Source organism: Mesorhizobium sp. M0244, from assembly GCF_040321795.1.
In the GTDB taxonomy this organism is placed as follows: domain Bacteria; phylum Pseudomonadota; class Alphaproteobacteria; order Rhizobiales; family Rhizobiaceae; genus Mesorhizobium.
Window position 1 is genome coordinate 22,284 of sequence record NZ_JAMYSE010000067.1, and the last position, 13,052, is coordinate 35,335.

Here is a 13,052-nt window from a genome sequence, read left to right on the forward strand (position 1 = left end):
TGGCCAGTGGAGATCGGTGGCTCGATCCGGGCTGCCCAGAAACAATCCAGAAACAAAATTCTACAATCCGGAAAAACTGCCGAAAAAAATCAAAGGCATAAGTGGTGCCGTGGCGGTCAGATCATCGGCTGCGACACGCGTTACGGGATTACGGACAGACCAATGCAAAGGTTCTCGATCAGTCTGATGGGTGCGTTGCTTTCCATTTCGCTCGTCACGGCCGCGGTCGAACAAGCCGATGCAAAGCTGGCCGATGCGAAGGTGGCCAATGCAAAGGCGGCCGATGCAAAGGTGGCGACCACCCGCAGCGAGCGTTGCATCGATCTGAACCGCCAGTTTGACGAAGCCCTCGAAACCCATGCCGCGGCAACGCAGGTCACCGCGGCGAAAGCACTTCAAAGAAAGGGAAACCGGTTCTGCGCCAACAAGAAACAGGCACAGGGAATCCGGACGCTCGCGAACGCTTTGAAGCTGCTTGGAGTGACACCGATCGATCCCGTTCAGTGACACTCAATCCGATCTGCACAAAAAAGGAAGTGAAGCCATGAAAAAGTCCCTCCTCTCCGCCCTCGGTCTCGCCATCGCGCTGGCCTTCTCGATGCCGGTTCTCGGCGCCAGCAGCGCCAATGCTGCTACCACCACCCCGGCTGCGACGACCACAACGACGACTGCGCCGGCCAAGGCCGTGAAGAAGGTCGCTGCCAAGAAGACCGTCAAGAAGCACAAGAAGCACGCGGTCAAGGCAGCTCCGAAGGCCTGATCAAGCGACATCTTTTACCCCAAGAGAAGACCGCTCCAGTTGCGATTTGCCTGGAGCGGTCGTCTTTTTGTTGCGTGCGAGACAGTACGGCGTTCCCGGCCCACTCGCCCGTTGAACGCCAGCCGGCAGTTCCCACATAGGCACGGACTTGTGAACTGCACGGCCGGGAAACCGATCGCGTGCGGTTGAATGGACGACCGCTGTTGCCCATGCCAAAATGACCGCAAAGCTGTCGCATGCAATTGCTGGTCCGATGCCTGAAATCACGACAAAACCCGGTACCAGCACGAAGCCGAAGGTCGAACGGCCGAAGCTCTACAAGGTGATCCTGGTCAATGACGATTTCACACCGCGCGAGTTCGTCGTGACGGTGCTGAAGGCCGAGTTCAAGCTCAGTGAAGACCAGGCGCATAGGGTAATGATCACCGCGCACCGGCGCGGCGTCTGCGTCGTCGCCGTCTTCACCAGGGATGTCGCAGAGACCAAGGCGGCGCGGGCAACCGATGCCGGCAAGGCCAAGGGCTACCCGCTGATGTTCACGACGGAGCCGGAGGAGTAGAGCGGTTCGCTTTCTTCCTTCTCCCCTTGTGGGAGAAGGTGGCCGAGCGAAGCTCGGTCGGATGAGGGTGCTCGAGCTTGGCAGCTACCCTTTCGTCCAGCACCCCGCTAAACCATCTTGGCGCTGCGCGCCAATCCACCACCCGGGCGAGTCACGGGGCTCGCCCGCCCTTCGGGCCCGACAGGGGAGAAGTTAAGAGGTGCTACCGCCCTTCGCGGTACCACATCGAGCCCATTGCCAGAAGCAGCAGGCCGAGGCCGAGGAAGCCGCCAAACAGCGGCACGCGCGAGACGGCCTTGAGCACGCTGTCGTCGGTGGTGCGCAGGCCGATCCAGTCATTGCCGGAAGCCGCGCCCGAGGAACGCACTGGGACGATAGAGGGCAGCGTGACCGTGCTGGTGAGATTGCCAAGTGCCGAGGCCGGCGCCAGCCGGCGAACGCTGCCGCCGGTTGCCTCAGCCGGTGGTTTCAGCCGGGTCTCGGTGGAGACGACGTCGGTGAATTCCGGCGCGTTGACCGGCCCGACATGGGCCAATGCGGTCAGGTCGCCATTGCCGACCTGATAGAGACCGATTTCGCTGGTCTCGACACTGCCGAGGAAGACGCCTGGTTCGGATTTCTCGAGCCTGACGATCAGCGCCTTGCCGGATGGCGTAATGACTTGCGCCGGGCCGGGGTCGTCGCTCATCGTCTGGCGGCGGATTTCCAGCACCATGCCGCGGCCGTCGGCGGTCAGCCGCTCCTCTTCGAGCTCAGGCTCCTTCATCAGCCAGTGGGCGATACGCCGGTAGAGCTGGACATGCGGGCCGCCACCCTCGAAGCCGCGCGCCCACAGCCAGCCCTGGTCGGACAGAAGCATGCCGACGCGACCTTCGCCCTTGCGGTCGAGCAGCAGCAGCGGCCGGTTGTCAGCGCCCTTCATCACCACCTCGCCCTCGGGGTTCTCGACGCCGATGGTTCGGAACCAGCGGCTCCAGTGCGGCGGCTCGGTCGCGGAGCCATCGAGCCCGCGCGTGACCGGATGACGCTGGCCGGTATCGGTGAGACGTGGGTAGAACGCCTTGTCGATGACCTCGCCGGTCGGCATTGCCGGCAGCGCCGACATCAGCGGCGTGCGGGCGATCGAGCTTTCGCCGGCATATTCGGGGCCTGCCGCGATCAGCAGCGCGCCGCCTTTTTCGACATATTCGGAGATGTAATCGTAATAGAGGATCGGCAGCACGTCGCGGTGCTGATAGCGGTCGAAGATGATCAGGTCGAAATCCTTGATCTTCTCGACGAACAGCTCGCGGGTCGGGAAGGCGATCAGCGACAATTCGTTGATCGGCGTGCCGTCCTGCTTTTCCGGTGGGCGCAGGATGGTGAAGTGCACGAGGTCGACCGAAGCGTCGGATTTCAGCAAATTGCGCCAGGTGCGCTCGCCGGCATGCGGTTCGCCGGAAACGAGCAGCACGCGCAGATTTTCGCGGATGCCGTCGATCAGCGCGATGGTGCGGTTGTTGGTGTCGGTGAGTTCGCCCGGCTCGTGGTCGATGGCGAGTTCGACGATGTTGCGCCCGGCGCTGGGAATGGTCACCTGCAGCGGCATCGCCTGGCCTATGTTGGCGTGCTCGACCGATACCTGCTCGCCGTTCACCGATACGCGGACATCGACCGGGCCGGTTTCGTTGTTGGTGGCGATGACGCGATAGGTCATGTCGAGCGGCTTGCCGACGAGGCCGAAGCGCGGCGCGTTCTCGAAGCGGATGCGGCGGTCCTTTTCATGGTCGTTGCCGGTAATCAGCGCATGCAGCGGCGCGTTGAAGTCGGGTGCGCCGGGCGGCGCGTCATGCACCTCGCCATCGGTGACCATGATGGCGCCGCCGATACGCGACGGCGGCACGTCGCGGAAAGCATTTTCGAGCGAGGAAAACAACCGCGTCTCGGTGCGCTCGTCGGCGGCTTCGGACTTGCCGGCTTCGACGACACGGACGTCGAACTGCTTGAAGCGGCCGAGCCGCTGCTGCAGCCCGGCCAACGCCGCGTCGGTCTGCTTGGTGCGGTCGCCGATATCCTGGCTCTGGCTGCGGTCGACGACGACGGCGACGATGCTTTTCAGCGGCTCGCGTTCTTCGTCGAGGAACACCGGATTGAGCAGCGCCGCGGTCAGGGCAATCAGGGCTGCCAGGCGGAAGATCGCGCCGCGCTGGCGAAACCAAAGGCCGACCAGCGCCAGCAGCAGCAGCGGCACCAGAACCACGGCGAGTAGCGGCCAGGTGGTGAGCGGTTCGAAGGCGAGCGACCAGTTCATGGTCTATTGCCCCAGCCGTTCGAGCAGCACCGGGACGTGCACCTGGTCGGATTTGTAGTTGCCGGTCAGCATGTACATCATGATGTTGACGCCGGCGCGCAGCGCATAGATGCGCTGCATCGGATCCGACGGCACGGTCGGCAATAGCGGGTCGCCATTCTCGTCGACCGCCCAGGCGCCGGCGAAATCATTGGCGGTGATCATGATTGGCGAAACGCCGTCGCCGGTGCGCACCGGGCGGTTTTCGGTGTTGCTGGCTTCGAGAGACGCCTCGACCCAAAGCGGGCTGCCTGCAAAGCGGCCGGGAAACTCTGGAAGGATGTAGAAGGATTTGGTCAGCACGTGGTCCGACGGCACCGGTTCCAGCGGTGGCACGTTGAGGTTGCCGAGGATGTCGCGCAGCCGCTCCGTCGCCGGGCTGGTCGAATCCGCACCAATGCCGTTGGCGAACTGGTCGCGCGTGTCGAACAAAACCGTTCCGCCCTGCTGCATGTAGGCGTCGATGCGGGCGATGGCGGCCTCGCTCGGCATCGGGGCGGAGGGGTCGATCGGCCAGTAGATCAGCGGGTAGAAGGACAGTTCGTCCTTCGAGATGTCGACGCCGGCCGGTGCTCCGGGCTCGAGCGCGGTCTTTTCGATGAGAAAGCGGGTCAGGCCTTCGAGCCCGGCGCGGCTGATCGAATCGACACCCGGCTCGCCGGTCAGCACATAGGCGATCCGGGTCTTTGAAATGTCCCCGATGGCCTCCGTATCGCCCGGTTTGGCGTCGTCGGCGCGGGCGATGTCGGCATGGCCAACCAGCGCGCCGAGCGCAATCAGCAGGACGGCTGCCGTCGCGGCAGCGCCGGCACGGCGCGGCCGGCGCGACAACAGGCCGCCCATCCAGAATACGGCAAGCGTGTCGAGCACCATCAGCACCAGGGCCGCCGTGACCAGCGGACCTTTGAGGTTGCGCTGCTCGTCGAAGGCATACTGGACGGTGGTGACCGGCACGGTGATCTCAGGCCGTGCCAGCGGCGTGAACGTACTGTCGCCACCGAGCAGATTGTGGGCGAATACCCCCGTCTCGGAGCCATACAGGCCGGGCGGGTTTTCCAGCGTCACCGGCAGCGGGCCGGCGCCGGGCACCAGCGGCCTGGCATCCGGCGTCGGCGGCACCAGCGTGCCGTCGGCGGCAACCATGCGGTAGGGCGCCAGCGAAGTGGCGGCGGCTTCGGCATTGGCGACCGCCGCGCCCTGGTTGCGCGACAGTTGCACGATGCGCCGCAGCATCTCGACAAAGCTGCCGGAGATCGGCAGGTTGGACCATGTCGCCTCGGGGGTGACGTGGAACAGCACGAGCGTACCCTTGTCCTTCTTCATCCCGGTCACCAGCGGCGTGCCGTCGGCAAGCGTGGCCCAGGTGCGCTCGACAATGTCGGGCGTCGGTTCGGCCAGCACCTGCCTGGTGACTGTGACCTCGCTGGGCGGCGCGAGGTCGGCGAAGGGGCCGGTTTTCGGGAATTCGGTGACCGGCTGTGGGGCCGTCCATGATAGTGCACCGCCGAGCGAGCGCTCGCCTGTGCGCAGCCGGACCGGCAGCAGATCGTCGTCATTGCCGGCGGCGGCCAGCCGCGAGCCGGCAAAACGCACCAGCGTGCCGCCCTTGTCGACCCAGTCGACCAGCCTTTGCCGCGCCTGTTCCGGAATGGTGCCGACATCGGCCATGACGATCATCGCCGGCTTCTGGTCGAGCAGTTGCGGGATGGCGTCGGCGAGATCGACGCTCGATGGCTCGACCAGATCGGCGAAAGGCTGCAGGGCGCGGCGGATGTAATAGAGCGGCGACAGCAGCGGTTGCGCCTGGTCGGCCTCGGCCTGCGACAGCAGCCCGACGCGGCGGCGTTTTGAACTCTCATCGAGCACGCGGACGGCGCCGGCCTGGCGCTCGCCATCGAGCGCGATATAGGCGAAATCGTTGCGCAGTTCGAACGGCACTGCCATCGTGCCGGTAGCGGTGGATACGCCGGGAGCAAAGGTCAGCGTCGCGTCGGCGATGCGGCGGCCCTTGTCGTCGCAGGCGCCGGCGGTGACTTGCGCAGGCGCCGGGGCGCCGGGTGCGCGGAGGGCGGGCAGGGCGAAGCCGTCGACCTGGTTGTCGGCGCCGGTCAGGCCGGTCAGCGACAGCCGGTCGGAGACGGCCCAGACGACACGTGCCGCGTTCTTCGACAGTAGCGTGTTGAACGCGGCTTCGTCGCCTTGCGCCGCCAGGCCATCGGCGAGCACGGCGACGCTGGCACCTGGCAGCGTTTCTAGGGCTGTCGCGACGCGGGCATAGACGGCGGGACGGTCGGTCGGGATCGGCCGCGGCTTTGCCGCGCGCAGCCGGTTGAGCGCGGCAGCGGCATCGAAGGGGCCGATCTCGGCATTCGGTTTTTCGGCGGTGAAAGCGATGAGCACCGGCACGCCGTTCGAATTGGCGTCGGCGATCAGCCGCTCGGCGGTGGCGACGCGCTTGCCCCAGTCGGCCGCGCTTGCCCAGTCATTATCGATCACCAGCGCCAGGGCAGCGCCCTCGGCCGGCAGCTTTTCGCGCGGGTTGAAGACGGGTTCGGCAAGTGCTGCCACGATAAGCGCGGCCATCAGCAGCCTGAGCAGCGTCAGCCACCAAGGGCTCTGCTGCGGCGTTTCTTCGCGCCTCAGCACGCGGGCGAGAATCCTGAGCGGCGGAAACACCTCGGTTTGCGGCCTGGGCGGGGTCAACCGCAGAAGCCACCAGATCACCGGCAGCGCCAGCGAGCCCCACAGCACCATCGGCGCCCCGAAGGAGAGCGGCAGCCAGCTCATGCGCTGGCCCTCCCGGCAAAGCTGCCGTCGGCAGTCATCGCCATGTGGATGCGCACCAGCGCCTCGGAGGCAAGGCGGTCGGTATGATTGACGGTATAGCTCCAGCCGAGCCGTTTGCACCAACCGGCCAGTTCCTGGCGGCGGGCGGCATAAAGCAGGCGATATTCCTCGCCCAGCATTTCGGCGCGGCCGGCGGTCAGCTTGTCGCCGGTCTCAGGATCAGTGAATTCGGTGCGGCCGGCATAGGGGAAGCTTTCCTCGGCCGGATCGGCGACCTCGATCAGATGGGCGCGCACGCCGTGGCGGGCGAGCACGTCCAGCCAGGCTATCGTGTCCTCGACCGGGTCGAGGAAATCGCTGACGATGACGATGTCGCAGAAGCGGCGAATGCCGGACAGGTCGGGCTTTGCCGGCAGGTCGGCAGCGTGCATCAACTGCGCCGCGATGCGCTCGGCGCCATTGCGGGCGGTGAACGGGTCGGTCAGGCCCGGCCAGGCAATGCGCTCGCCGCTGCGCGACAAAAGCTCGGCCATGGCCAGCGCCAGCACCAGGGCGCGCGATTCCTTGGAAACGCTGGTTCCGGTCGATTTGTAGAGCATGGAAGGCGAGGGGTCGGCCCACAGCCACACCGTATGGGCGGCCTCCCATTCGCGGTCGCGGACATAGGTGTGGTCGTCGCGGGCCGAGCGGCGCCAGTCGATGCGCGAGGAATCGCCTTCGACATAGGGCCGGAACTGCCAGAAATTCTCGCCGATGCCGCGCTTGCGGCGGCCATGCCACCCAGCAATCACCGTGTTGACGATGCGGCGCGCCTCGACCAGCAGGTCCGGCACCAGCGACGCCCGCAACCGGCCTCGGGCGAGCGCATCGCGCGTCGCTGCCGGTGCCTGGGCTTCGCCGATGCGCGCCATCAAATCCCTTTCGCGAGCTTCGCCACCACGTCGCGCACCGTGGTACCCTCGGCGCGGGCGGTGAAGGTCAGCGCCATGCGGTGCTGCAGCACCGGCTAGGCCCGCGCGCGGCCGTCGTCGACCGACGGCGCCAGCCGGCCGTCATAGAGGGCGCGGGCGCGGGCGCACAGCGTTAGCGCCTGACTGGCGCGCGGGCCTGGGCCCCAGGCGACGTGCTTGTCGGTATCGGCGTTGCCCTGGCCGGGGCGCGCCGAGCGCACCAGCTTGAGGATCGCCTCGACGACGCTTTCCGGCACCGGCATGCGGCGGATGAGCGTCTGGATATCCTTCAGCCGCGCCGGCTGCAGCACGTTTTCGGCCTTGGCATCCTCGATGCCGGTGGTTTCCAGCAGGATGCGGCGCTCCGCCTCGATCTCGGGGTAGAGGATGTCGACCTGCATCAGAAAACGGTCGAGCTGAGCCTCGGGCAGTGGATAGGTGCCTTCCTGCTCCAGCGGGTTCTGCGTCGCCAGAACGTGGAACGGCGACGGCAGGTCATGGCGCACGCCGGCAATGGTGACGTGGTATTCCTGCATCGACTGCAGCAGCGCCGACTGGGTGCGCGGCGAGGCGCGGTTGATCTCGTCAGCCATCAGCAGTTGCGCGAAGATCGGCCCGGAGATGAAGCGGAACGAACGCTTGCCGAATTCATCCTGCTCCATCACCTCGGAGCCGAGAATGTCGGATGGCATTAGGTCGGGCGTGAACTGGATGCGGCGCGAATCGAGGCCGAGCACGATGCCCAGCGTTTCGACCAGCTTGGTCTTGGCGAGGCCGGGCACGCCGACCAGCAGCGCATGGCCGCCGGCGAGCAATGCCACAAGCGTGCGCTCGACGACACTTTCCTGGCCGAAGATGACCCGGCCGACGCCGTCGCGGACCCTCGAAATGTCGGCCAGCGCCTTCTCGGCCTGCTCCACCATGTCCTTTTCGCTGATCGGGCTTTCCTTGATCATAACGCTCATGCAGCATCGATCCTTCTGATTGGAAATACCGCTTGGCACCTTGGGTGCCGCAGAATGCCGCGATTCGGCCTCGCATGGAGCCTGCAATGAACTTAAATCACAGACTTAGGCTGACAAGCGGAACAACAGTGACTATTTCGTGACCATGACAGAAGCCGCGGACTATCGTGAAGAGAGCCTGACGGCCGCGACCGAGCCGCGCGGGCTGGAGGCGCTGGTCTCGCGTGCGGCGCGCGCCGGCAAGGGGCCGGCGCCGGTGGAACGGTGGAATCCAGCGTTTTGCGGCGATCTCGACATGGAGATCAAGCAGGACGGCACCTGGTTTTATCTGGGAACGCCGATCGGCCGGATGCCGTTGGTGCAGCTTTTTTCCTCGGTGCTGCGCAAGGACGAGGACGGCAAGACCTATCTGGTGACGCCGGTGGAAAAGGTCGGCATCCGTGTCGCCGATGCACCGTTCGTCGCCGTCGAGATGGATGTGTCGGGCGCCGGCGACGGGCAAATCATCACCTTCCGAACCAATGTCGGCGATGTGGTCGAGGCCGGGCCGGAGCATCCGCTGCGCTTCGTCGATGAGGACGAGACCGGTGGCCTGAAACCCTATGTGCTGGTGCGCGGGCGACTGGAGGCGTTGGTGGCGCGGCCGGTGATGTACGAGCTGGTCGAGCACGGCGAAGAGATCGACATCGGTGGCAAGACGATGTTTGCCGTCCATTCGAAAGGCGAGGTCTATCCGATCATGCCGGCTGAGAAACTGAAGCGGCTGAGCGCATGATGGACCGCCTATGATGGATCAGGTGATGCCGGTGCCGTTTTCGGCCGAGAATTTTCGCCGGCGCGTCGCGGCGCAGCCGCAGGCGCATGCCGGCGATGATTTTGGCGACCACCGCTTCAATCCCGGCCATCCCAGGCTGAAGCTGGCCAAGGCGTTGCGCGATGCCGCCGTGCTGATCCCGGTGGTCGACCATGGCCATGAGGCCACGGTCCTTTTGACCAGGCGCGCGGAAAAACTGCGCAACCATTCGGGGCAGGTGGCTTTCCCCGGTGGAACCATCGATCCAACCGATGTGAGCCCCGAGGCGGCGGCGTTGCGCGAGACATTCGAGGAGATCGGTCTTGATAAGAATTACATCGAGATCATCGGCCGCATGCCGGATTACGTCTCTGGCAGCGGCTATCGCATCGCCCCGGTGCTCGGGATTGTGCGGCCCGGTTTCAGCCTGACGCTGAATTCCGATGAAGTCGATGCCGCCTTCGAGGTGCCGCTACGCTTTCTGATGGACCCTGCCAACCACGCCAGAGACAGCCGCATGTGGAACGACCTCGAATGGTTCTTTTACGAGATGCCCTATGGCGGCCAGCGCATCTGGGGCGTCACCGCCGGCATCATCCGAACGCTTTACGAGAGGCTCTATAGGTGAGCGATCCGGTGTCGATCGCGGGCAGGGCCGGTTGGCTCGGCGAAAGCCACCTGCAGCGCCTGCTCGCCGCGCTGACCGACGGCGGCGAGGACGCGCGCGTCGCCGGCGGTGCGGTGCGCAATGCGCTGATCGGCCAACCGGTCGCCGACATCGACATCGCCACCACCACGGTGCCCGAGGAAACCATCCGGCGCGCCGAGGCGGCGGGCTTCAAGACGGTGCCGACCGGCATCGAGCACGGCACCATCACCGCCGTTGCCAGCGGCAAGGCCTATGAGGTCACAACGCTGCGCGCCGATATCGAAACCGACGGCCGCCGCGCCAAAGTGTCGTTCGGCCGTGACTGGAAAGCCGACGCGGAACGGCGCGATTTCACCATCAATGCGCTCTATGCCGAAGCCGACGGAACGGTCGTCGATCTGGTCGGCGGCATTGCCGATATCGAAGCGCGGCGGCTGCGATTCATCGGCGATCCGGAAGCGCGCATCCGCGAGGATTATCTGCGCATCCTGCGTTTCTTCCGCTTCTTCGCCTGGTATGGCGACGGCAGGCCGGATGCCGAGGGACTGAAGGCCTGCGCCCGGCTCAAGCAAGGACTTGGCCAGCTCTCGGCCGAGCGTGTCTGGTCCGAGTTGAAGAAGCTGCTGTTGGCGCCCGATCCGTCGCGCGCACTGCTGTGGATGCGTCAGGCCGGCGTTCTGACCAGCGTTTTGCCGGAAAGCGAGAAATGGGGCATCGATGCCATTCACGGGCTGACTAGGACCGAGAGGGACCTGGACTGGGCGCCGGACCCGCTGCTCAGGCTGGAAGCCATCTTGCCGCCGGACGCCGCGCGCATGAAAACACTCGCCGAAAGATTGCGGCTGTCCGTGAGCGAGACAGGCCGCCTGAGGCACTGGGCGATAACGGCTGCCGTCGATCCGAAGACCACCGAAGGAGAGCTGGCGAAAAGGCTTTATTTCGGCGACCGCCAAGGCTTTAGCGATCGGCTGCTGCTGTCGCTCGCTTCCGCTCGAGCCCGCGCGGTCGAAGACAATGGCGCACTGCTCGAAGCCGGCGGCTTTTCGCGCCTGCTTGCCTTTGCCGAAAAATGGCAGAGGCCTGTCTTTCCGCTCAAGGGCGCCGATCTGACAACACTTGGCGCATCACCGGGGCCGAAGCTTGGTGCGACCTTGAAGAATCTTGAAAAGGAATGGGTCGAGTCCGGTTTTGCACTCGATCGCGGCGCGCTGCTCAAGCGCGCCGCAGAGGCACTCGAACCCTAGCCGTCACGCTGCGTCGCGGACATTCTCGATGCGCGAACGAATGGCCTCGATCATCGTCTCGCGGATCACTGTCTCGCCATGCGTCTCGCGCAGATGCTCGACGGCACGGCGCATGACCTCCGCCTCCTCCTCGGCGCGTGTGTGCCACTCGCAGCCGGGTACGAGCGACCCGCAATGGAATTCCTTCATCGGATTCTCCTTTTTCCTCCTTGGAGCGCCGGCATCTGCTTTGACACGGAAGCTCCAGCACTTTTTCCGTGCATGATCCTTTGTCGAAAACCAGCTTCGGTGTTCGGGTCATGCAATGGCCGAGCAAGCATAACACGATCGAATGGTTTTGGTTGCCGGCAGAAAGCCAAGCCGAACCGAAAAAGGCGGAGCATCGCTGCTCCGCCCTCCTACGCTACCCCGGAGCAAGACTGTCTTGCTCCGGCGGGCAGGCCATCACTTCACGATCTTGACTGCCTCGGCAATTTTGTTCTTGCCGCTCATGTCCCACGAAACGCGGACCTTTTCGCCGGCCTTCAGGCCAGGATCCTTGAAGGTCTTGGGCAGCGTAAAGGTAGATCCGTTGTCCAGAACGAGGCTAAGCGCCGTCGCGTCGAAGCTCTTGATTGTGCCGGTGGTGTGCTTGACAGCTGCAAACGCAACCGAACCGGAAGCGAGAAGGGCAGCGGCGGCAGCCGAAACAATAATCTTGCGCATGTAAAGTACTCCTGGAAAATTGCGGGCATTCGTTCGGGAAAAATGCTCCGCGTCGCTCAGGGCCGTCCGGTTGCGTCGAGTCGCAGTTCGGGGGCGAACCGCCGGCGCTTCCCGACCCGGAAACGACAAATAGCCTTGTTATTTCAAACGGATATTAGACGAAAAAGATATTCTTCGCGCCACATTCCCTGCCAAAATCCGACGATTTTGACCTGATTACGGTTCACGTCGTGCTAACCGAGATTTTACGGCCATTTTACCTCTGGTGGCAGGCTGGACAGGATTGAGGCGACATTGCCGCCGGTTTTCAGCCCGAAAATGGTGCCGCGATCGTGAAGCAAGTTGAATTCGACATAGCGGCCGCGGCGGATGAGCTGCTCGTCACGGTCGCCGTCGGTCCAGTTGTCGTTGAAGTTGGACCGCACCAGATGCCCGTAGACGACGAGAAAAGATCGCCCGACGTCCTGGACGAAGTTGAAATCGGCGTCCCAGCCGCCCTTGTCCTCGCCCGAATGCAACCAGTCGAAAAAGATGCCGCCGGTGCCGCGCGGCTCGTCGCGGTGCGGCAGGTAGAAATACTCGTCGCACCAAGCCTTGAATTTCGCGTAATCGGCGACCGCGGTGTTCTTTTCGCAGGCAAATTGCATCGCCCTGTGGAAGGCGATCGTGTCGGGATCGTCCTGGCTGCGGCGGCGGTCGAGCACCGGCGTCAGATCGGCGCCGCCGCCGAACCACTGGCGCGAGGTGACGACCATGCGCGTGTTCATATGCACGGCCGGCACGTTGGGGTTCCACGGATGGGCGATCAGCGAAATGCCGCTCGCCCAGAAGGACGGTTCGTCTTCGGCGCCCGGCATCTGCTTCCTGAACTCGGGCGAGAATTCGCCATGAACGGTCGAGGTGTGGACGCCGACCTTCTCGAAGACGCGGCCATGCATCATCGACATGATGCCGCCGCCGCCGATGCCGGCATCGCGTTGCCACGGCGTCTTTTCGAAGCGGCCGGCCGACCAGCTAGCCTGCGGCCCCTGCAGGTCCTGCTCGATCTGCTCGAAGCTGGCGCAGATGCGCTCGCGCAAGGTCTCGAACCACAGCCGTGCCTTTATCTTTTTCTGTTCGATGTCGGCCGGCAGCCCGGCCGGTATTTCGGGTCGTTGCAAATGCTGTCTCCGGTTGCCGGGCGCGCCCGACAAATGACTCGTCTTTTTCGGCCGCGATCCCTAATCTCTTAGGTGCAAGGGGCAAGGGTGAATGGATTTGTTTCGTGCGCACCCCGGCATGACCGCCGTGGGATGGCCTGATGAACAGGCT

12 protein-coding genes and 1 pseudogene are annotated in these 13,052 nt (G+C 64.6%); 6 read left to right on the forward strand and 7 right to left on the reverse strand.

The genetic code is table 11. From position 1 onward, the window contains the following. Window positions 1–162: 162 nt before the first annotated feature. The 3 genes from NKJ08_RS28310 to clpS all read left to right on the forward strand — a co-directional run bounded on the left by NKJ08_RS28310 (window position 163) and on the right by clpS (window position 1,319). Complete coding sequence (locus tag NKJ08_RS28310; RefSeq protein ID WP_352523395.1) at window positions 163–507, forward strand: hypothetical protein; 345 nt, start codon at window positions 163–165, stop codon at window positions 505–507. A gap of 37 nt (window positions 508–544) precedes the next feature. Beyond that, a complete protein-coding gene (locus tag NKJ08_RS28315) occupies window positions 545–760 on the forward strand; it encodes a hypothetical protein (RefSeq protein WP_352523135.1) in 216 nt (71 codons plus the stop codon). A gap of 253 nt (window positions 761–1,013) precedes the next feature. After that, window positions 1,014–1,319 carry an ATP-dependent Clp protease adapter ClpS gene (clpS, locus tag NKJ08_RS28320; RefSeq protein WP_352523136.1) on the forward strand — a complete coding sequence of 102 codons (306 nt, stop codon included), beginning with the start codon at window positions 1,014–1,016 and terminating at the stop codon, window positions 1,317–1,319. Window positions 1,320–1,521: 202 nt separating this feature from the next. Here clpS and NKJ08_RS28325 read toward each other — a convergent pair whose 3' ends face one another. The 4 genes and pseudogenes from NKJ08_RS28325 to NKJ08_RS28340 all read right to left on the reverse strand — a co-directional run bounded on the left by NKJ08_RS28325 (window position 1,522) and on the right by NKJ08_RS28340 (window position 8,350). Further along, entirely contained in the window at window positions 1,522–3,609 is a 2,088-nt protein-coding gene (locus NKJ08_RS28325; RefSeq protein ID WP_352784438.1) for a hypothetical protein, read from the reverse strand. A gap of 3 nt (window positions 3,610–3,612) precedes the next feature. Then, window positions 3,613–6,435 (reverse strand): DUF4159 domain-containing protein, encoded by a 2,823-nt coding sequence (locus NKJ08_RS28330; RefSeq protein ID WP_352784441.1) that lies wholly within the window; start codon window positions 6,433–6,435, stop codon window positions 3,613–3,615. Continuing rightward, the gene (locus NKJ08_RS28335) at window positions 6,432–7,346 is read right to left on the reverse strand and encodes a DUF58 domain-containing protein (RefSeq protein ID WP_352523139.1); all 915 of its coding nucleotides are present in this window, start codon (window positions 7,344–7,346) and stop codon (window positions 6,432–6,434) included. The genes NKJ08_RS28330 and NKJ08_RS28335 overlap by 4 nt, the downstream gene beginning before the upstream one ends. Next, window positions 7,346–8,350: pseudogene (locus NKJ08_RS28340) on the reverse strand (AAA family ATPase). The gene NKJ08_RS28335 and the pseudogene NKJ08_RS28340 overlap by 1 nt, the downstream one beginning before the upstream one ends. Window positions 8,351–8,495: 145 nt before the next feature. Between NKJ08_RS28340 and NKJ08_RS28345 the strand changes: the two are divergent. Genes NKJ08_RS28345 through NKJ08_RS28355 form a run of 3 tightly spaced genes read left to right on the forward strand, consistent with a single transcriptional unit; the run spans window position 8,496 to window position 11,036 of the window. Beyond that, on the forward strand, window positions 8,496–9,125 hold the full coding sequence (locus NKJ08_RS28345) for a DUF1285 domain-containing protein (protein WP_352523396.1): 630 nt from the start codon (window positions 8,496–8,498) through the stop codon (window positions 9,123–9,125). A 13-nt stretch (window positions 9,126–9,138) separates the two neighbouring features. Beyond that, complete coding sequence (locus tag NKJ08_RS28350) at window positions 9,139–9,771, forward strand: CoA pyrophosphatase (RefSeq protein WP_352523397.1); 633 nt, start codon at window positions 9,139–9,141, stop codon at window positions 9,769–9,771. After that, a complete protein-coding gene (locus NKJ08_RS28355; protein ID WP_352523141.1) occupies window positions 9,768–11,036 on the forward strand; it encodes a CCA tRNA nucleotidyltransferase in 1,269 nt (422 codons plus the stop codon). Before NKJ08_RS28350 ends, NKJ08_RS28355 begins: the two co-directional genes overlap by 4 nt. Before the next feature lie 3 nt (window positions 11,037–11,039). On the opposite strand, the gene NKJ08_RS28360 is transcribed toward NKJ08_RS28355, so the two are convergent. The 3 genes from NKJ08_RS28360 to hemF form a co-directional block, all read right to left on the reverse strand. Then, a complete protein-coding gene (locus tag NKJ08_RS28360) occupies window positions 11,040–11,225 on the reverse strand; it encodes a DUF1059 domain-containing protein (protein WP_352523142.1) in 186 nt (61 codons plus the stop codon). Between the two features lie 255 nt (window positions 11,226–11,480). After that, window positions 11,481–11,741: a DUF1344 domain-containing protein gene (locus tag NKJ08_RS28365; RefSeq protein WP_352523144.1), complete on the reverse strand. Its 261-nt coding sequence runs from the start codon at window positions 11,739–11,741 to the stop codon at window positions 11,481–11,483. 245 nt (window positions 11,742–11,986) lie between these two features. Next, window positions 11,987–12,901, reverse strand: a complete 915-nt coding sequence (hemF, locus tag NKJ08_RS28370) for an oxygen-dependent coproporphyrinogen oxidase (protein ID WP_352523145.1) — start codon at window positions 12,899–12,901, stop codon at window positions 11,987–11,989. Between the last annotated feature and the right edge of the window lie 151 nt (window positions 12,902–13,052).

Bases quoted from the DNA above. Each gene is read 5' to 3' on its own strand.
- NKJ08_RS28365 (WP_352523144.1), bottom strand. From the start codon at position 11,741: ATGCGCAAGATTATTGTTTCGGCTGCCGCCGCTGCCCTTCTCGCTTCC.
- NKJ08_RS28350 (WP_352523397.1), top strand. From the start codon at position 9,139: ATGGATCAGGTGATGCCGGTGCCGTTTTCGGCCGAGAATTTTCGCCGG.
- NKJ08_RS28315 (WP_352523135.1), top strand. From the start codon at position 545: ATGAAAAAGTCCCTCCTCTCCGCCCTCGGTCTCGCCATCGCGCTGGCC.
- clpS (WP_352523136.1), top strand. From the start codon at position 1,014: ATGCCTGAAATCACGACAAAACCCGGTACCAGCACGAAGCCGAAGGTC.
- NKJ08_RS28310 (WP_352523395.1), top strand. From the start codon at position 163: ATGCAAAGGTTCTCGATCAGTCTGATGGGTGCGTTGCTTTCCATTTCG.
- NKJ08_RS28335 (WP_352523139.1), bottom strand. From the start codon at position 7,346: ATGGCGCGCATCGGCGAAGCCCAGGCACCGGCAGCGACGCGCGATGCG.
- NKJ08_RS28330 (WP_352784441.1), bottom strand. From the start codon at position 6,435: ATGAGCTGGCTGCCGCTCTCCTTCGGGGCGCCGATGGTGCTGTGGGGC.
- NKJ08_RS28360 (WP_352523142.1), bottom strand. From the start codon at position 11,225: ATGAAGGAATTCCATTGCGGGTCGCTCGTACCCGGCTGCGAGTGGCAC.
- NKJ08_RS28345 (WP_352523396.1), top strand. From the start codon at position 8,496: ATGACAGAAGCCGCGGACTATCGTGAAGAGAGCCTGACGGCCGCGACC.
- NKJ08_RS28325 (WP_352784438.1), bottom strand. From the start codon at position 3,609: ATGAACTGGTCGCTCGCCTTCGAACCGCTCACCACCTGGCCGCTACTC.